Genomic DNA, 17,446 nt, shown 5'->3' with positions numbered 1-17,446 from the left:
CCGCAGTCACGGGGCCCGAGACGGCGCCGGGCGCCGCGGGGCGCCGGCAGTCATGCGGGCCGGCGGTTGCGGGCGGCCGATCAGCGCCCCAGCGCCTGCTCCAGGTCGGCGATCAGGTCCGCCGGGTCCTCGATGCCGCACGAGAGGCGGATCATGCCGTCGCGGATGCCTGCGCGGCGGCGCTCTTCCGGCGGCACGTGGAGGTGCGAGGTGAGCGCCGGATGGCAGCACAGCGACTCGACGCCGCCCAGGCTGGCGGCCAGCCGGATCAGCTTCAGCCGGTCCGCCACGCGCGTCGCGGCGCGCAGGCCGCCGCGCACCTCGAAGGTCATCATGCCGCCGAAGCCGCTCATCTGGCGGCGGGCCAGGGCGTGCTGGGGGTGGCTCCGCAGCCCGGGATAGAGCACGCGCAGCACCTGCGGGTGGCGTTCCAGCCGCCGCGCCACCGCCAGGGCCACCTCGTTCTGCCGCCGCACCCGCACCTCCAGCGTGCGCATGCTGCGCGACAGCAGCCACGCCTGGTGCGGATCGGGGATGCCACCGAGCAGCTTGCGCACGGTGTACACCTTCCGCATCAGCCCGCGCGGCCCGGCCGCGGCGCCGGCCACGATGTCGGAGTGCCCGCCGAGGTACTTGGTGGCGCTGTGCAGCACTACGCTCACGCCCATGCCCAGCGGCCGCTGGTTGATCGGCGAAGCGAATGTGCCGTCCAGGAGGAACGGCACGCCGCGGTCGGAGGCCACCCGGGCCAGCGCCCGGATGTCCAGCACCGTCAGGGTGGGGTTCACCGGCGACTCGGCGTACAGCAGGCGCGTGCCGGGCTTGAACGCCCATCGAACCTGGTCCAGGTCCGTGCCGTCCACGAAGGTCACGCTCGCGCCCAGGCGCGGCAGCATCCCGGAGAAGAATTCGTAGGCTCCGCCGTAGATGCCGCGGGTGCTGACCACGTGGTCGCCCTCGCGCACCAGGGACAGGATGGCGCTGGTGATGGCGGCCATGCCGCTCGAGAACAGCAGGCATGCGTCCGCGCCCTCGAGCGCCGCGATCTTGCGCTCCGCGGCCTCGAACGAGGGGTTGCTCCAGCGCGTGTAGGCGCCACCGGGTCGCTTGCCCGCGTAGGTGGCCACCAGGTCGCGGGTGTTGCGGAACCCGAAGGTGGCCGACTGCACGATGGGGGTGTGGAACAGCCCGCTGACCGGATCCAGCTTGTCGCCGGCGTGCACCGCCAGCGTGGCCGGGGACATGGGGCGGGCAGCCCGGCGCACGGCCGCCCCGCGCCCGCCGCCGCGGCGCGCCGCGCCGCCTGCCGGACGTCGGGTCTTGCGGCCGGCCGCCGCACGCGTTCGCTTCTTCGTCGCCATGGCCCGGTCCCTCCTCGAGGTCCGTGTCAGTCCTTGTCCGGAAGCCCGCGCGGCCCCGGTCCGTGGATCGCGGCGCGCAGCGCGTCCGCAAGCGGCCGCTGGTCCACGCGGCCGTAGCCGAGCTTGCCCGCCAGCTCCGGCGCGGTCGTCTCCTGGCCCGCGTTCCACAGCGTGCGCAGCTCCTCGCCCGCCTTCGGGCTGGCGTACCACGCCGGCCCGTACTTCGCGCGCAGCCGCGCCTTCAGCATGGCCTCCAGGAACCACGCCTGCAGGTAGTCGGCCTCGTAGAAGCCCTCATCCTCCTCGTAGCAGTGACGCGCGTCGTGCTCGTCCATGGGGTAGCCCAGCGCCAGGCGCATGTTGCGCAGGTAGGCGTCCTCGGGCCGGACCCCGCCGCGGTGGAGGTCCATCTGGTACAGGAATTTCCCGGCGTAGCGCCGCACCAGCAGCAGCCGCAGGAAGGACGCCTGCGAGGCGTAGTTCCACAGGTCGTCGCGGTCCATGTACAGGTTGGCGCTCACCCACGCGGGATCCTCCAGCAGGTACTCGGTGGCGAAGGCCATGCACTCCGTGTACGCGGCGGTGCCGAGGTAGCGGAACTCCATCCGCTCCTGGCGGGTGCACGCGGCGTGCTCGGCATGTCCCATCTCGTGGAACAGCGCCATGTAATCCTGCAGGCCCCCCGCGGGCTTCACGGAGACGCGGACGTCCCCGGGCACGCGCACCGCGAAGCACGCCGCGCGCGGGTTCTTCTCCGGGCGCGCCTCGGCGTCCACTCGGATGTTGCGCTGCCGCGACACGTCCACACCCATCGCCGCGAAACCCTGCACCATCACCGGCAGCATGCGGTCGGCCCGGAAGTACTCGTCGTAGCGGGTGAGGCGGTTGATGCGACTGATGTCGGGACGCCGCAGCTCCTCGCGCGAAAGCTTGAGCTGCCCGGCGAACGCGGTGAGCCCGCTGTCATACACTCCCTGCGTGGCCGCCAGGAACGCCCGGACCTCCTTTTCGAGGTCGGTGAAACGGATGCCCTTCTGCTCCTGGTAGAACTCGAAGCGCGAGGCGTAGCCGAGCGCGGACGCCTCGCGCCGGAGCAGGTCCAGCCGCGCCTGGCGCACCGGCTTGAGCGCCTCCAGCAGGCTGTCCTGGCCGGCGTAGGCGGCCAGGCGCTTCGCGTGGTCGGGCTGGTTCGCCATCCAGCCCTGCAGCTGGAACCACGGCACGCGGCCGGTGTCCACGGGCACCGTGGCGGACAGCATGGCGTTGGCCAGGCTGTCCTCCAGCGGCACGCAGGCGCGGGCCACGCACTCGCCCTCCAGGAAGCGGCGCAGGAATGTGAGCGCCTTCCTCTCCCGCGGATCGCGCGTGGCGTTCTGCGCGCCCTTCACCCGGGCGATGGTCGCGGGTGTGAAGAGGTCCGCGTGGCGCGCGTACACCTCGGTCAGCCGCGAGGGCTCTCCTCCCGCCCAGTTGGCCCAGTTGGCTTCCTCGCGCTCCTGGAGGAACTGGTCCACTCCCGAGCGCAGGCCGGCCAGTGGGTCGGACTTTCCGGAAGCCACCGGGCGCGCCGCGGCGGCCGGCTTCGGCGCCCGGGCGGCGCCCGCGGTCGCCGCGGGGCGCACGGCGGCGGCCGGGGGAGCGCCGGCCGGAGAAGCGAAGCCTGGCCCCGGCACGAGGGCCGGGGCCAGGCAGAACGCCGCAACGAGGCGCAGCCGTGCGCTTCGCTTCACGCGCGGAACCTCACTTCGCCGCCTTCACGTTGAAGTGGGCCGTGAACTTGGTCATCAGGTTGGAAGCGGTCGGGAAGTAGTTCAGCGCGTGCTGCACCTGGGTGTCCTGCTGCACCAGGACCCGCATGAGCGTGTTCCGGTCCCACAGCACCCCGGCCAGCTCGGCCTTCAGGTAGTTCTCGATCCCGGCGCCGTCGGCGGTCCAGTCCTTCTCGCTGAACTCGACCTTCTTGCCCTTCACGAATGCCTGGTAGTCGGCGAGCATCGTCGGCGAGGGCTTCCAGTCGCGCACGAACACCTCGGCGTCGTTCTTGTTGATCTCGCCCGCGTGGTGTCCCATCCAGCGCGTGGCGTACTCGAAGAACATCCGCTGCCCCACCATGGCGGCCATGAGCTTGCTGAAGCGCGGCGGGTACGGCTCGAAGACGTCCGGCGTGATGCCGCCGCCACCGTACACCGTGCGCCCGGAGACGGTCTTGAACTTCGGCCGCTTCGCCAGCACCGAGTCCGCCGGCGGCGCGGAGTCCTCCTGCGCGGCGTGCATGTACGCCTGGCGGTCGCTGTAGTCGCGCTGGATCAGCCGCCCGCTGGGCGTGTAGTAGCGCGCCACCACCAGCAGCAGCGTCGAGGAATCGGGCAGCGGAATGGGGTTCTGGACCAGCCCCTTGCCAAAAGTGGGCAGCCCCACCACCAGCGCGCGGTCCAAATCCTGAAGCGCGCCCGAGACCACCTCGGAGGCGCTGGCGCTGCCGTGGTCCACCAGCACCACCATCGGCGTGTCCAGGTGCTTGGGACCGTCGCCGGAGAAGTAGTCGCTGTTGAACTCGCGGGTGCGGCCGCGCGTGTACACCGTGCGCTCCCCGGCCGGCACGAACTTGTCGATCACGTCGGAGGCCTGGTTGAGCAGCCCGCCGCCGTTGCCGCGCAGGTCCAGCACCATCCGCTTCATCCCGCGGGCCTCCAGGTCGTGCATCGCCTTCTCCAGCTCCTCGGAGGTGGTGCTGGAGAAGCGGATCATGCGTATGTAGCCGGTCCCGGGCGCGATCATGAAGTGATACGGCACGCTGTAGATGGGAATGCGCTCGCGGATGATGTCCAGCTCGATCGGCTCCTCCTCGCCCTCGCGCCCCAGCGTGACGCGCACCTTGCTGCCGTCGGGGCCGCGGAGCTTCCCGAACACCTCGTCGGTGGTCAGCCCGTACGCCGAGACGCCGTCGATCTTGAGGATCCGGTCCCCCGGGCGGACTCCCAGCCGGTGGCTCGGCGAGCCCTCGATCGGGGAGAGCACGGTGATGTACTTATCGCGGATCTCGAACTCGATGCCGATGCCCGAGTAGTTGCCGCGGAATTCCTCGGTGAACCGGTTGGAGCGCTGCTTGGGCATGTACGAGCTGTGCGGGTCGAGCTGCTCCATCATCCCGGAGATCGCGCCCTCGATGAGCTTGCGCGGGTCCACATCGTCCACGTAGCGGTTCTTGACCAGCGCCATGACTTCGCTGAACAGCTGCAGCTGCGAATAATAGCTCTCGCTGGCCGCGCGCACCTTGCCCCAGCTGAGCCACAGCACGCCGGCGGTGACGACCATGCCCAGAAGCAGGCTGGAGAGCTTCCTGTGACGGCGGAACAGACTCATGTGCCTTCCTCGGTTGCGGGGCGCGGCGCGGTGCGCGCCGGCCCGGTCCCGGGCCGCCGCCCGGGATGGGCGCGGCCCGCTGGAGCTTGGGAGATCTCCTCTTAGGATGCGCCCGCACCCCGCCGCGTTGCCACGTGGCGGGCTGCCAAATACGGCAGCCGGGCCAGCCGCTCCGCGGCGGCAGCCAGCGTCGATTCGGTCTTGCAGAAGCAGAACCGGACCCGCTGGGAACCCCCCGGCGGGCGGTAGAAACTGGATCCCGGCACCACCGCCACCCCCACCTCGGACACCAGGAAGCGGGTGAAGGCCACGTCGTCCGGGAAGCCGAAACCCGAGATGTCGCACCAGATGTAGTAGGCGCCCTCCGGCAGCCGGCACGGGATCCCCGCGGATCTCAGGGTCGCGAACAGGTTGTCGCGGCGCGCCGCGTACTCCGCGAGCAGCCGGGGATAGTACTCCTCGCCCTCTTCCAGGGCCGCCGCCGCGGCGTCCTGCAGCGGCGCCGGGGCGCACACCGTCAGGAAGTCGTGCACCTTGCGGATGGCCGCGGTGATCTCCGGCGGCGCGATGCAGTATCCGATCCGCCAGCCCGTGACGCTGAACGTCTTGGACGGTCCCCCGATGGTCACGGTCCGTTCGCCCATGCCCGGCAGCGTGGCGATGGAGACGTGCTCGCGGCCGTCGTAGACCAGGTGCTCGTAGATCTCGTCGGTGATCACGACCACGTCGTGAGCCACCGCCAGTGCCGCGATGCGCCCCAGCTCGTCCCGCGTGAACACCTTGCCCGCGGGGTTGTTCGGGGTGTTCAGGACCAGCGCCCGGGTGCGCGGGGTGAACGCCGCGGCAAGTTCGTCGAAGTCCACGCGCCAGTCGGGCTCGTGCAGCGGCACGAAGCGCGGCGTGGCTCCCGAGAGGATCGCGCCCGGCCCGTAGTTCTCGTAGAAGGGCTCGAACACGATCACTTCGTCGCCCGGGTCCAGCACCGCCATCAGCGAGGCCACCATGCACTCGGTGGAGCCGCACCCCACCGTGATCTCGGTCTCCGGGTCGGCTTCGATGCCGTTGAACGTCTTCGCCTTCGCCGCGATGGCCCGCCGCAGCCGCGTGGAGCCCCAGGTGATCGCGTACTGGTTGATGCCCCGCCCCACCGCATCCTGCGCGAAGCGTTTGATGTTCTCCGGCGCGCCGAAGTCCGGGAATCCCTGCGCCAGGTTTACCGCCTTATGGTCGCGGGCCAGGCGCGTCATCTCGCGGATCACCGACTCGGTGAACCCCGCGGCCCGCCGGGATGTGCGCGGTCTCATGGGCAAGGACAGATCCTGTGAAGGGGTCGTGTCGGGACGGACCACGGGGCCGGCCGCGCCCCGCGCGAGGAGCGGCCGCCGGTGGCAGGCTTATGATACGGTATCGTCCGGGCACGGACAAGGCGAGCCGGGCCCGCCAACCCTGGAGGTCCCGTGCCGCGAAAGCTGCCATCCATCGAAGCCCGGCACCTGGGCCGGCTGTTCATGGCCCCCGTCCCCGCCACCCGCGCCGAATGGTCCTCGGCCGACACCGCGGGCGTCCCCCACTTCATCGTGTTCCGCCGGGACTTCCGCTCCGCCGCCGGGCTCGCGGCCCTGAACGCCCGGCTGGCCGCGAGGGCCGGGCACACCCGGCTGGGCGCGCCGCTGCTGGCGCTGGACGAGGAGGGCGGGCTGGTGTCTCAACTGCGGGCGCTGGGCCTGGAGTCGCCGGGCCCGCGGGTGCTGGCCCGCGGCGAGGCGGCCGTGCCCCGCGGGCCGGCATCGGACACCGCCGCGGGTGCGGCCCACCGCGCGGAGGCACCGCGCCGGACTTCTCCCCTGGCCACCGTCTCAGGCCGCGCCACGGCGCTCACCCTGCGCTCGCTGGGCTTCAATCTCAATTTCGCGCCCGTGGCCGACGTGGACACCGCCACCGACAGCCCCGTAATCGGGGCCCGCGCCGTGTCCTCCGATCCATCGGAAACCGCCGCGTGGTGCGCGGCCTGGATCCGCGCGCACCAGGCCGCCGGGGTGGCGGCCACCGCCAAGCACTTCCCCGGCCACGGCGCCGCCGAACTCGACTCGCACCTGACGCTGCCCGGGGTGGACCGCCCGCGCGCGCTGCTCAAGCGCCTGGACCTGCCCCCGTTTCTGGAGGCGGTGCGCGCCGGGGTGGGCGCGGTGATGACCGCGCACGTGCGCTACGCCTCGCTCGATCCGCGCCTGCCCGCCACCCTCTCGCCGCGGGCCCTGGCGCTGCTGCGCGGCACGCTGGGCTTCGACGGGGTGGCGGTCACCGATTCGCTGGACATGGCCGGCGTGCGCCGCTTTGGCGACGCGGCCGCCGCGGTGCGCTCGCTCCTGGCCGGCTGCGACCTGCTGCTGTACGGACTGCCCGGCAGGCTGTGGCTCACCGGCCACCGCGCGGTGACGGCCGCGGTGCGCTCCGGGCGATTGCCGCGGGAACGCATCGAGCAGGCCATGGCACGGGTGGATCGTTTGGCCCGCGACTACCCCACGGCGGCCGCGCGGCGTCGCGCCCCGCGGGCGGCCGCGCGGGTGGTGCCTCCATCCGCCGCGCTGCGCCGGAAGTGGGACCTGGCCGTGCGCCAGGCCACCGAGTTCCGCGGGCTTCCGCCGGGCTCCCCTTCCACCGTGGAGGTGGCCGGCAACCCGGCCTACGCCGCCCCGCTGGCGGCCGCCTTGCGCGGGCACGGCGTGGACGCCCGCGAGCAGGAGGGCGCACGAAGCGGAATGAAGTCCGGGAGCCGCGCACGCAGCGGCGCGCAACGGGGCGGCGCGCAGAGGCGTGGCGCCCGCGCCGGCCTCGCGTTCGGCCTCCTGGTCATCGGCGGAAGGCGCGGATGGGAGTCCGCCGAGACGCGCCAGCTGGAGATCTGGCGACGCGAAGGCCGCCCGTTCGGCGTGGTCTCGCTCCTCTCCGAGCGGCGCCTGAGCGAGCCCCCCGCCCGTGGCGCGCTGCTGCTGGCCTGCCCGTTCGAAGACACCCCGCGCGCCCTGGAGGCCGTGGCCGCCCTGGTCGCGGATTCCCCGCCCCCGCGCGGCCCGCGAGCAAGACCCTAGGACCCACACCCCTCGAGGAGAGACCCCGTGCCCAATCTCGAACCCATCGGCGCCGTGCGCGCGCCCTACACCGACACCGCCCAGATCCCCCGCGGCCCCGGAGCCGAGCACCGCGCCGAGGGCGTCCTCGAACTCCGCCCGGAATTCGAACCCGGCCTGTCCGACATCGAAGGCTTCTCGCACCTGTTCGTAATCTGGGTCTTCGACCGCGTCCAGGGCGTCGAGCTCATGCCCACCCCACCCACCGACGACCGCCCCCACGGAGTCTTCACCACCCGCTCCCCCAGCCGCCCCAATCCCATCGGCCTCACCGTGGTGGAACTGCTGCGCCGCGACGGCCCCCGGCTTCACGTCCGCGGCGTGGACATGCTGGACGGATCCCCCATCCTGGACATCAAGCCCTACCTGTCGGGAGTCCCCCGGGAAGAGGTGCGGCGCGGATGGATGGAGGAGGCGGAGAAAAGAAGGGGGAAGTAGAAGGGCGAGCGCAGCGATGCCGGGACAGCGCGGGGAAAGCGGGGTCGTGGGATTGCCCCCCAGCGGGATTTCCCAGAGATCGAAGAAATGCGGGCACGGAACGAAGCTACCTCGGCAGCACGCGCCAAACCAGGAAGCGGATCAAAGCTCAACATCGAACTCGGTTGAACAGCTGTCCTCCAACAGCGGAACTCCCCTGAATCGAAGAGACACTTCTTCCGGCAAGCGATCTGGCGGGGGCCAGCCCAGCCATTTGCGGACATCGCGCTGATTGGTCGAGTAGTGGAAGACGGCTGCATAATGCCCCGGCTTGGCGAACTTCCCCAGGTCCGGATCCCAGCCTCCCGCGAATGGGTCGAACTCTTCTCCAGGTTTGACTTCTACAAGATCCGAGGCTCCGAGGCCGTTCATGTTCCCGCAGAAACGCCACCCCCGCGGGGAGTCTATCCCGCCTACCGGCCCACGAATCTTGATTGAGACTTGCGGGAAGCGGCCGCCGTCGGTTGAGCCGTCGAGGCTTGGCACCAGAAACAACGCCTGCTTGCTATGGTTGGTCAGCCGCACAGAGAACCGCGCGGGTTCGCCGACCCTGGGGCTCTTGTGAATCGGCTTGATCTGGAATTCAATATCGCTGGGCTTGATCGAGAGGGCGACGCCGATAGATTCCTTCGCCGCCTCGGCAACGCTCAGGCCCCGCAACTCGACGAGGATCTCGACGCGTGTATCTTCCCCCGCCCTGGCCTGGACAGTAACGGGCCGTGACCGCACCAGGAGGCCCTGCACGCGGATAGTGTAGGCTCCGGGCTTCAAACCCTCGAATCGAAAGGTCCCGTCTTCCCCGAGCAGCATGCCGCGCTTTGCCTCGACGACTGCGACCGCTCCTCCCGCGAACGGAAGGCGGCTTTCCGGGCGTAGAGCCACGCCGGAGATCGTGCCACTCTGCTCAGCCGCGATACACGAGGAGCCCTCAGCGCAGGGCATTCCGATCAGGGCTATCAAGATCAGGCCAACATCTCGCAGGGTTCGCAAGCGCACTCTTCCTTGTTTCGGCGGGATCATGTTGCAACCGGTACCGGTCCGCCAGAAATCCACACGGTCTGGTGAGCTTCAACGAGAGCGCACCACCATCCCTCCCGGCCCTCCCCCGGCCGCAGCCCGATCACAAGATGACGACCGCGGCCACCAGATGTTGTCCGAGTTATGAAGTCTGCTCCAGGCTCCATAACTCGAATGCCCCGAAACCCGCCCAACCCCGGATCACCAAGCCCTTACGCCGCAATACCCGCCACCCGATTTGACTGAGATCCATGACTCGACGAGTCTTCGGCCCCGGAGAGCACTCCCGGGAGATCAGGCGACGCGGCGCAGCAACGCAAAGCACGAAGCGAGCGCGGCGAGGCGGACAAGGAAGCGGCGAGGCGGGAAGGCAGGCGTGCCGCGGACCAGCACGCAGCGTCCCCGGGCGGGTGAGACACCCCTGCGCGGTGCGTCTGCGACCGACGAAGCCAGGAAGGCGAAGGAGGGAGCAGCCGCAGCGAAGGAGCGCCAGGATGGCGCGACGAGCGGGCCGCGCAGGGGTGTCTCACCCGCCCGGGGACGCCACCACTACGATCAAGCGATCGCCACGATCAAGCGATGACCCCGACGCAAGCAACTAACGCCTCGAGTACATGCAATCGATGCGGGTCCTACACCGGCACCCGCGTCTGCACCTGCTTGCGAAATTCCAGCGGCCGCGCAATGTCCCGAAACGACTCCCGCGTCCCCCCGGTCCCCGTGACCGTGATCGTCCCGAACCCCAGCACCCGCCCCCAGAACCCCTGGTCCACCCCGATCCCCTCCACCTTCGTGAGCAGCAGCTCCAGCGTGTGCCGCCGCACCAGGCCGATCTTGATCAGCACCCGCCGGTTGGTCACTGCGAACTCCGACGACATCACGTAGATCCGCGCGAGCAGGCACCCGGTGAGGCCCAGCAGGAACATGAACGCTCCCACCAGGCCCAGCGCGTTCCACGCACCGTGCGCCAACCCCGCGGCCGGGCCGCCGGCCGCGGCGCCCGCGCCGCCCGCGGATCCGGCGGATCCCGCCTGCCCGGCACCCGCGGACAACTCCGGCATCACTCCCGCCACCGCCAGCGCGAGACCCGCCAGGCACAGCAGCCCCGGACGGATGTAACGCACCCAGTGCACGCGGGCCCGGTATCCGATCTCCTCGCCCTCGACCAGGTTCGATTCCACGTAGCCCACGACGACCCCCGTTCGTTCAGAGTTCGGCGGGCCGGCCCGCCAGCATGCCTTCGAGCCGCAGCTTCACGGCGGGCCACTCCGCGTCGATCACGCTGTAGTACACGGTGTCGCGGACGAACCCGCTCCAGGTGACCATGTGGCGGCGCAGCACGCCCTCCCGCAGCGCGCCGATGCGCTCGATGGCGCGCTGGGATTGGAGGTTGCGCGCGTCGGTCTTGAGCTGCACGCGCACCGCCCCGAGGTCCTCGAACGCGTGCCGGAGCAGCAGGTACTTGCACTCGGTGTTGACCGTCGTGCGGCGCACGGCCGGAGCCAGCCAGGTGGAACCGATCTCCAGGGCGCGGTCGTTGCGGCGGATGTCCATGAAGCGGGTGGAGCCCACCGCGCGGCCCGCGACCATGCCCGCCGCCTCCAGCGCGCGCCGCAGCACCACGGCAAACGCCACCTGCGAGCCCCCGTCCATGGCCTGCCCCGCCTGCGCCACCCACTCGCGCGCGTCGTCGGCGCTGGCCAGGTGGGTGCGGGCCATGTAGGCCCAGGTCTCCGGATCGCGGCCCACCGTCCACAGGTCCTCGGCATGTGCTGCGCACAGCGGCTCCAGTCGCACCCGCTCGCCTTCGAGCGTCACCGGCCGGGGGTCGAAGCGCGCGGTCACACGCCCTCGGCCACGACCATCTCCGTCCGGGCAGAGAGCTGGCGGAGGCGGCGTGCCTCTCGGTATTCCGGGGAATTCACCCACTGCTGCGCGCGCTCCACGCTGTCGAACTCGAGGATGACGAGCCGCGTCGGCTTCCACGTGCCCTCGAGCGTCTCCACCCGGCCCCCCCGCGCCACGTAGCGGCCGCCGTGGGCCTTTATGGAAGCCGGGGCCAGGTTCTTGTACTCCTCGAAGATCACCGGGTCGTGCACGTGGATGTCCACGATCACGTAGGCAGGCATCAGGTCAGCTCCTCCGCGAACGCCAGCACATGGCCGTCCGGGTCGAGCACGTAGCCCGCCCGGTGGCCCCAGTCGCGCGGGGCCGGCGCACTCAGTTCGCGCCCGCCGGCCTCCAGCGCCCTCCGATGGTACTCCTCCGCGCCGTCCACCACGAGATACAGCTCGGCGCGCGGCACCCCTGCGGCGAGCGCGGGGTCCGGCAGGGCGGCCCCCAGCAGGCGCCGGATGCCGGTCTCCGGCATCAGGCCCAGCACGGCGCCCCCGGGCAGGCCGAACTCGGTCATGCCGGGGACATCCAGCGAGGGCTCGATTCCCAGCGCGCGGGAGTAGAACGCGCGGGCGCGCCGCGGGTCATGGACGTAGAGGATGAAGTGGGCGCGGTTCACCGGACGGCCCTGCCTTTCCGGTGAACGGTACGCGGTCGCGTCCGGCCCGCGGGCCGGGGCCGGCCCCATCCGCCGCCACCGGGCGACTCCACCCGCAGCACGTCGCCCGGGAGCAGCTCCAGCTCCGCCTTGCCGGGCAGCGGGTGCGCGCGCCCTCCGCGCACCAGCCAGTTGCGCCCCACCGCTCCCGGTCCGCCACCGCGCAGCCCGTAAGGCCCGTGGACTCGCCGTTCCGAGACGAGCGCGACGCGGCACGCCACCAGCACCTCGATCTCGCGCACCAGCCCCTCGCCTCCGCGGTGGCGGCCCGCCCCGCCCGAACCCCGGCGCAGCGAATACTCGCGCACGCGCAGCGGGTAGGCGTGCTCCAGCGCCTCCACCGGCGTGTTCCGCGTGTTGGTCATGTGCACCTGGATGCCGCTGGCCCCCGGCCCCGAAGGGCCCGCGCCCGCCCCGCCACCCAGCGTCTCGTAGTAGGCGAAGCCGGCGCCGGTGCGCAGGTCGGTGCCGCCCGCGGTGAGGTTGTTCATGGTGCCGGCGCTGGCCGCCGGGATGCGACCGGGGAGCGCGCGCGCCAGGGCGCGCAGCACCACGTCGGTGATCCGCTGCGAGGTCTCCACGTTGCCCGCCGCCACCGCGGCGGGGAAGCGCGCGTTCACCACGGTGCCCTCCGGCGCCACGATCTCGATGGGCCGGAACAGCCCGTCGTTCTCCGGCACGCCGGCCGGCAGCAGGCAGCGGAACGCGTACACCGAGGCGGAGCGCACCACCGCGGCGGTGGCGTTGAACGGCCCGGCCACCTGCGGGCTTGAACCGGTGAAGTCCAGCCGCGCGGTGTCGCGGCGCACCGTGAGGCGCACGGCGATGCGCACGTCGCGCGCGCCGCAGCCGTCGCCATCCAGCACGTCCGCCGCGCGGTAGCTGCCGTCGGGGATGGCCCGGATCGCGCCGCGCAAGGCCCGCTCCGTGCCCGCGCACAGCGCGCGGCCGGCCTCTGTCACGCGCGCGGCGCCGTGGCGCTCCACCAGCGCCCCGAGGCGCCGCAGTCCCACGGCGAGCGACGCCCGTTGCGCCATCAGGTCGCCGCGCCGCTCGGCCGGCGTGCGCACGTTGGCCAGCAGCAACTCCAGCACCTGCTGCTGGTCCTGGCCGCCGCGCACCAGCAACGTGGGCGGAATGCGCACGCCCTCCTGCACGATGTCGGTGGCCAGGCCCATCGAGCCCGGGTGCGCGCCGCCCACGTCCGCGTGGTGCGCGCGGGAGGCCACGTAGAAGAGCGGCTGCCCGCGATGCGCCAGGGCCGCCACCAGGGTGAGGTCCGGCAGGTGCGTGCCGCCCTCGTAGGGGTCGTTCAGGATGGCCACGTCACCCTCGCCCAGCCGCAACCGCCGCGCCACCGCTTCCACCGCGCCGGGCATGGCCCCCAGGTGCACCGGGATGTGCGCCGCCTGCGCCAGCAGCCCGCCGCGCGCGTCGAACAGCGCGCACGAGAAGTCGCGCCGTTCCTTGATGTTGGGCGATGAGGAGCTGCGCTGCAGCACGGTGCCCATCTCCTCGGCCCCCGCGGCGAACCACTCGGCGAACAGCGCCAGGTCCACGGCGTCGAGCATCAGCGGCTCCCGGGTGAGCGGCGCGCGGGCTTCGCGGCCGGGTTGCCCGGCGCGCGGCGGGGGCTCTTCGCACCCGCGCGGCCCGGTGAGCGGCGGGCGCCCCGCGTCTCCGCCGCCACCAGTTCCACCGCCCCGGCTGCGGCCCGACCGGCCTGCCAGCCCTCGGGCACGACGATGGTGGACGCAAAGGTGAGCACGAAGGCCGGGCCCTTGAGGACCTCCCGGGGGCCGAGCTCCGCCGCGGGCACCACCGGGACGGGCCTGCCGAAATACACCGTGGGGCGCAGGAAGCGCCTGAGATAGGGCTGTTTCTCGAAGCCCGGCAGCGGCGCCCGCGGCGCCGGGCCCGCCCCGCGCACGCGCAGGCTCACCACCTCCACCGGGCGCGAGGGATCGCACACGCCGTAGGCGCGGCGATGGGCCGCGTCGAAAGCCTGCCGCAGCCGCGGGCCGAAGGGCACCGTCAGCTCGTAGGACTGGCCCGCGTAGCGCAGGTCCACCCGCCGCACCAGGGTGACGCGGCGCGCCCCTTCCCGTCGCAGTCCGGCGCGCACTCTTCGCTCCAGCGCGTCCAGCAGCCGTTCCAGCCGGGCCGGGGGCATCTCGTCCAGCCGGCGCAGCACCGGGGCGCTGTGCTCCGAGCGCGCCGCCGAGCCCAGCAGGCCCCACGCCGAAAACGCGGCCGCGTCCAGGGGCGCCAGCACCCGTCGCACTCCAAGGCGCGAGGCCAGCCGCGCCGCGTGCAGTCCGCCGGCGCCACCGAAGCTGACCAGCGTGAAGTCCGAGGGGTCATGGCCCCGTTCCACGCTGATCCGCCGCAGCGCCCGCTCCATCACCGCGTCGGCCACGTCCAGGGCGCCGCGCGCCGCCCGCTCCACGCTCAACCCCAGGCGGCCGGCCAGCCCGGCAAAGGCATCCTCCGCCAGATCCCGATCGGCGGGCGGACCGAGCAGGAATTCCGGCCACAGCGTGCCCAGCACCAGGTGCGCGTCGGTCAGGGTGGGTTCGTCCCCCTCCCCCCACGCGGCCGGGCCGGGATCGGCGCCGGCGCTCTCGGGCCCGGTGCGCAGCGCTCCGGTGGCGTCCGCGCGCACGTAGGATCCGCCGCCCGCGCCCACGGTGTGGATGTCCAGCATGGGCACGCGCAGCGGCAGGCCTTCCAGGGTGCGCTCCAGGGACGGCTCCGGCTCGCCGTCCAGCAGCGCCACGTCGGTGGAAGTGCCGCCCATGTCGAAAGTGATCAGGCGCGTGCGGCCCAGCGCGCGGCCCAGGCGCAACGCCGCGGCCACTCCCCCGGCGGGGCCGGACAGCAGCGTGCGAACCGGCTCGCGCGCCGCCCGGTCGGGCCGCATCAGGCCACCGGAGCTGGACATCACCCACAGCGTGCGCCCTGCCCCCAGGCGCCGCGCCAGGCGCGTGAGGTAGAGCTCCAGCACCGGCTGGACGTAGGCGTTGGCCACGGTGGTGGCGGTGCGCTCGTACTCGCGGAACTCCGGCGCCAGCTCGTGCGAGACCGAGACGCGCAGCCCGGCGCGCCGCAGGGCGGCCGCCACGCGCCGCTCGTGCGCCGGGTTGGCGTAGGCGTGCAGGAGCGCCACCGCCACGGCGTCGGGCTTGAGGCCCGCCACCTTGCGGACCGTCGCGCGCAGCGCCGGCTCCCCCAGCGCGCGCAGCGTCTCGCCGCGCGGGCCCACGCGTTCCGCCAGCCCCAGGCGCAAACGTGCCGGGACCAGGGGCGCGGGCACGCGGGGCTCCAGCCGGTAGAGCTCCGGGCGCGCCTGGCGCCCGATCTGCAGCACGTCCTCGAAGCCCGCGGTGGCGACCAGCGCCACCCGCGCGCCACCCCGGGTGAGCAGCGCGTTGGTGGCCACCGTGGTGCCGTGCAGCACGATGCCGCCGCGCGCCCCCAGGGCCCGGCGGATGCCCTCGAGCACCGCGCGGGACGGATCGTCGGGAGTGGATGGAAGCTTGAAGCGGGTGAGCCGGCCGGCCTCCTCCACCACGAAGTCGGTGAAGGTGCCGCCGGTGTCCACGCCGATGCGAATCACGGGGCCCCGGTCATCGCACCGGCCGCGCGCGCGTGAAGGGCCCGCGCGCGGCGACGGGACGGGATGCTCCCGCGGGCAGCGAGTAGTCCGGGAGCGGGGCCCGGACCACGCGCCGGGCGGACGGGCCGAAGCCCGGCCGCGGCAGCAGGCGCACCGCCGACTCCGGCCAGGTCACCGGTGCGGCGTGCAGCGTGCCGCGCACGCGGCGAACGCGCTGGGCGATCATGTCGGACACCAGCAGGTCTCCCGACGACAGGGCCACGATGCCCGCGGGGTACTTCCACATGCTGGCCTCCCCCGGCCCGTCGAGGAATCCGCTCACCCCGGTGCCCGCCACGTTGGAGATGTACCCGGTGGGGCTGGCCGAGCGCACCTGCCGGTTGCCCGTGTCGGCGACGTAGACGTAGCCGTCCGGGCCCACCGCGACCGCAAACGGCTGGTCGAACTGCCCGTAGGGCCGCGGCCCGAACAGGCTGCCCGGGATGCCGTTGCCGGCCACCGTGGACAACACGCCGTCCGGGGAGACCTGCCGGACGACGCTGCCGCTGGTGATCGCGCCGGAGCCGCGCTCGCACACGTACAGGACGCCGCCGGGCCCGATGGTCAGCCCGGCGGGCTCGTCCATCCGACCCGGCTTGCCGTCCACGTAGCCGCTCACCAGCGGCGTTCCGCACAGGGTCTTCACCCGCCCGCCCGGCTCGATCACCCGGATCACCGAGTTGCCGCGATCCGCCACGAAGATCCGGCCCGTGGCGTCCACCGCCACGGAGGTGGGAGTCCGAAAGTACGCCTCGTCGGCGGTGGAGTCCACGTAGGCGGGAAACCCCGGCTGCCCCGCGACCGTAGTGACATTGCCCCCGGTGTCGACGCGCCGGATGCAGTGGTTGCCCTGGTCGGCCACGTACAGCAGGCGGCCCGGCCCCACCGCGATGCCCGCGGGGAACCGGAACTGCGCCGCGGCGCCGCGGCCGTCGGCGAAGCCGGGGCCGCTGCCCGCCAGGGTGCGCACCTGCCCGCGCTCGATCACGCGGATGCGGTGATTGCCGTTGTCCACCACGTACACCGAGCCCAGCGAGTCCACCGCCAGGCCCATGGGGTTGCGGAAGGTGGCGACCGCCGGGTCCCCGTCCTGCTCCCCGGCGGACCCGGCGCCGGCTTCCGTGCTCACCGTGGGGGCGGCCAGGACCGTCAGTCGTGCGGTGCCGCGCACGCCATCCACCTCGGCGGTGACCGTCGCGGAGCCGGCCGCCAGGCACAGCACCTGGCCGTCCGGGCCGACGGATGCCACCGTGGCCGGCTCCACGCTCCAGTGCACCGGGGCGGGCACGAAGCGCCCCGACGCGTCGCGCGGGTCGGCGACGAAGGGCTGGCGGTCCCCGGCCAGGAAGGTGGCCGAGGCGGGGGTGACCGTCACCTGGGCGGCCGGCGGCTCCCCCGCGTCCACCCGCACCGTCGCGGCGGCTTTCAGGGCGCGCGTGCGCACCTCCACCACCGTGCGGCCGACGGCCTTCGCGGAGACTACGCCCTGGGAGTCCACGACCGCGACGGCGGTGTCCGCCAGCGTCCAGTGCAGCGCCACCGACACCTGCGTGCCCCGCGCGTCTCGCGCCACGGCGTGAAAGGTGGTTTGCCTCCCGGGGACCAGCAATGCAGAATCCGGCGACACGGTTAGTTGGACGGGTTCACCGGCGGGCACGGGTTCGGACGAGGATCCGCAGCCGCAGACAAGAGCCACCAGAACGAGGGGAAGGGACGGGAAGAGCGCGCGTGGATGAAGAACGGACATGTTCCCCCCAGGCCGGGCCGGAAGCCCAGGCCGGCGTAGGCCCCGATGCCGGCGGCGGGCCGGAGAGCCCCGGAGCGGGTCCTGATTGCGACAGCCCGATGGTGGCCACGAGACCGCAAGGGCCGTCCGGGGGGGCCTGGA

The 17,446-nt window shown here is 72.6% G+C and carries 14 protein-coding genes; 2 read left to right on the top strand and 12 right to left on the bottom strand.

Annotated features, from left to right (window positions below; all coding sequences use genetic code 11):
• Positions 1 to 80 precede the first annotated feature (80 nt).
• The 4 genes from HZB25_07945 to HZB25_07930 form a co-directional block, all read right to left on the bottom strand.
• Entirely contained in the window at positions 81 to 1,361 is a 1,281-nt protein-coding gene (locus tag HZB25_07945) for an aminotransferase class I/II-fold pyridoxal phosphate-dependent enzyme (GenBank protein ID MBI5837162.1), read from the bottom strand.
• A gap of 26 nt (positions 1,362 to 1,387) precedes the next feature.
• Positions 1,388 to 3,091, bottom strand: coding sequence for a hypothetical protein (locus tag HZB25_07940; GenBank protein MBI5837161.1), 1,704 nt, complete (start codon positions 3,089 to 3,091; stop codon positions 1,388 to 1,390).
• 10 nt (positions 3,092 to 3,101) lie between these two features.
• On the bottom strand, positions 3,102 to 4,724 hold the full coding sequence (locus HZB25_07935; protein MBI5837160.1) for a S41 family peptidase: 1,623 nt from the start codon (positions 4,722 to 4,724) through the stop codon (positions 3,102 to 3,104).
• 101 nt (positions 4,725 to 4,825) lie between these two features.
• Entirely contained in the window at positions 4,826 to 6,028 is a 1,203-nt protein-coding gene (locus tag HZB25_07930) for an aminotransferase class I/II-fold pyridoxal phosphate-dependent enzyme (protein MBI5837159.1), read from the bottom strand.
• Positions 6,029 to 6,181: 153 nt separating this feature from the next.
• Between HZB25_07930 and HZB25_07925 the strand changes: the two genes are divergently transcribed.
• Both HZB25_07925 and tsaA read left to right on the top strand, forming a co-directional pair.
• The gene (locus HZB25_07925; protein ID MBI5837158.1) at positions 6,182 to 7,813 is read left to right on the top strand and encodes a hypothetical protein; all 1,632 of its coding nucleotides are present in this window, start codon (positions 6,182 to 6,184) and stop codon (positions 7,811 to 7,813) included.
• Positions 7,814 to 7,840: 27 nt separating this feature from the next.
• Positions 7,841 to 8,290: a tRNA (N6-threonylcarbamoyladenosine(37)-N6)-methyltransferase TrmO gene (gene tsaA, locus HZB25_07920; protein ID MBI5837157.1), complete on the top strand. Its 450-nt coding sequence runs from the start codon at positions 7,841 to 7,843 to the stop codon at positions 8,288 to 8,290.
• A 141-nt stretch (positions 8,291 to 8,431) separates the two neighbouring features.
• On the opposite strand, the gene HZB25_07915 is transcribed toward tsaA, so the two are convergent.
• The 8 genes from HZB25_07915 to HZB25_07880 all read right to left on the bottom strand — a co-directional run bounded on the left by HZB25_07915 (position 8,432) and on the right by HZB25_07880 (position 17,167).
• Entirely contained in the window at positions 8,432 to 9,319 is an 888-nt protein-coding gene (locus HZB25_07915; GenBank protein MBI5837156.1) for a carboxypeptidase regulatory-like domain-containing protein, read from the bottom strand.
• A 659-nt stretch (positions 9,320 to 9,978) separates the two neighbouring features.
• On the bottom strand, positions 9,979 to 10,536 hold the full coding sequence (locus HZB25_07910; protein MBI5837155.1) for a PH domain-containing protein: 558 nt from the start codon (positions 10,534 to 10,536) through the stop codon (positions 9,979 to 9,981).
• Positions 10,537 to 10,552: 16 nt separating this feature from the next.
• Entirely contained in the window at positions 10,553 to 11,191 is a 639-nt protein-coding gene (locus tag HZB25_07905; GenBank protein MBI5837154.1) for a GNAT family N-acetyltransferase, read from the bottom strand.
• Entirely contained in the window at positions 11,188 to 11,475 is a 288-nt protein-coding gene (locus HZB25_07900) for a DUF1330 domain-containing protein (GenBank protein MBI5837153.1), read from the bottom strand. The genes HZB25_07905 and HZB25_07900 overlap by 4 nt, the downstream gene beginning before the upstream one ends.
• Complete coding sequence (locus HZB25_07895) at positions 11,475 to 11,930, bottom strand: VOC family protein (GenBank protein MBI5837152.1); 456 nt, start codon at positions 11,928 to 11,930, stop codon at positions 11,475 to 11,477. Before HZB25_07895 ends, HZB25_07900 begins: the two co-directional genes overlap by 1 nt.
• Positions 11,858 to 13,471 (bottom strand): hydantoinase B/oxoprolinase family protein, encoded by a 1,614-nt coding sequence (locus HZB25_07890; GenBank protein MBI5837151.1) that lies wholly within the window; start codon positions 13,469 to 13,471, stop codon positions 11,858 to 11,860. Before HZB25_07890 ends, HZB25_07895 begins: the two co-directional genes overlap by 73 nt.
• Positions 13,471 to 15,519 (bottom strand): hydantoinase/oxoprolinase family protein, encoded by a 2,049-nt coding sequence (locus tag HZB25_07885; GenBank protein MBI5837150.1) that lies wholly within the window; start codon positions 15,517 to 15,519, stop codon positions 13,471 to 13,473. Before HZB25_07885 ends, HZB25_07890 begins: the two co-directional genes overlap by 1 nt.
• Positions 15,520 to 15,529: 10 nt before the next feature.
• A complete protein-coding gene (locus tag HZB25_07880; GenBank protein MBI5837149.1) occupies positions 15,530 to 17,167 on the bottom strand; it encodes an Ig-like domain-containing protein in 1,638 nt (545 codons plus the stop codon).
• Between the last annotated feature and the right edge of the window lie 279 nt (positions 17,168 to 17,446).

It is taken from the genome of Candidatus Eisenbacteria bacterium, assembly GCA_016235265.1.
Lineage (GTDB): Bacteria > Eisenbacteria > RBG-16-71-46 > RBG-16-71-46 > JACRLI01 > JACRLI01.
The sequence above is the reverse complement of the archived record's forward strand: the minus strand, read 5'-3'. Positions and strand labels throughout refer to the sequence as shown.

What these genes read in the sequence shown, in the direction of transcription:
- HZB25_07945 (MBI5837162.1), bottom strand. Translation starts at nt 1,361, where the DNA reads ATGGCGACGAAGAAGCGAACGCGTGCGGCGGCCGGCCGCAAGACCCGA.
- HZB25_07935 (MBI5837160.1), bottom strand. Translation starts at nt 4,724, where the DNA reads ATGAGTCTGTTCCGCCGTCACAGGAAGCTCTCCAGCCTGCTTCTGGGC.
- HZB25_07930 (MBI5837159.1), bottom strand. Translation starts at nt 6,028, where the DNA reads ATGAGACCGCGCACATCCCGGCGGGCCGCGGGGTTCACCGAGTCGGTG.
- HZB25_07900 (MBI5837153.1), bottom strand. Translation starts at nt 11,475, where the DNA reads ATGCCTGCCTACGTGATCGTGGACATCCACGTGCACGACCCGGTGATC.
- HZB25_07895 (MBI5837152.1), bottom strand. Translation starts at nt 11,930, where the DNA reads ATGGGGCCGGCCCCGGCCCGCGGGCCGGACGCGACCGCGTACCGTTCA.
- HZB25_07890 (MBI5837151.1), bottom strand. Translation starts at nt 13,471, where the DNA reads ATGCTCGACGCCGTGGACCTGGCGCTGTTCGCCGAGTGGTTCGCCGCG.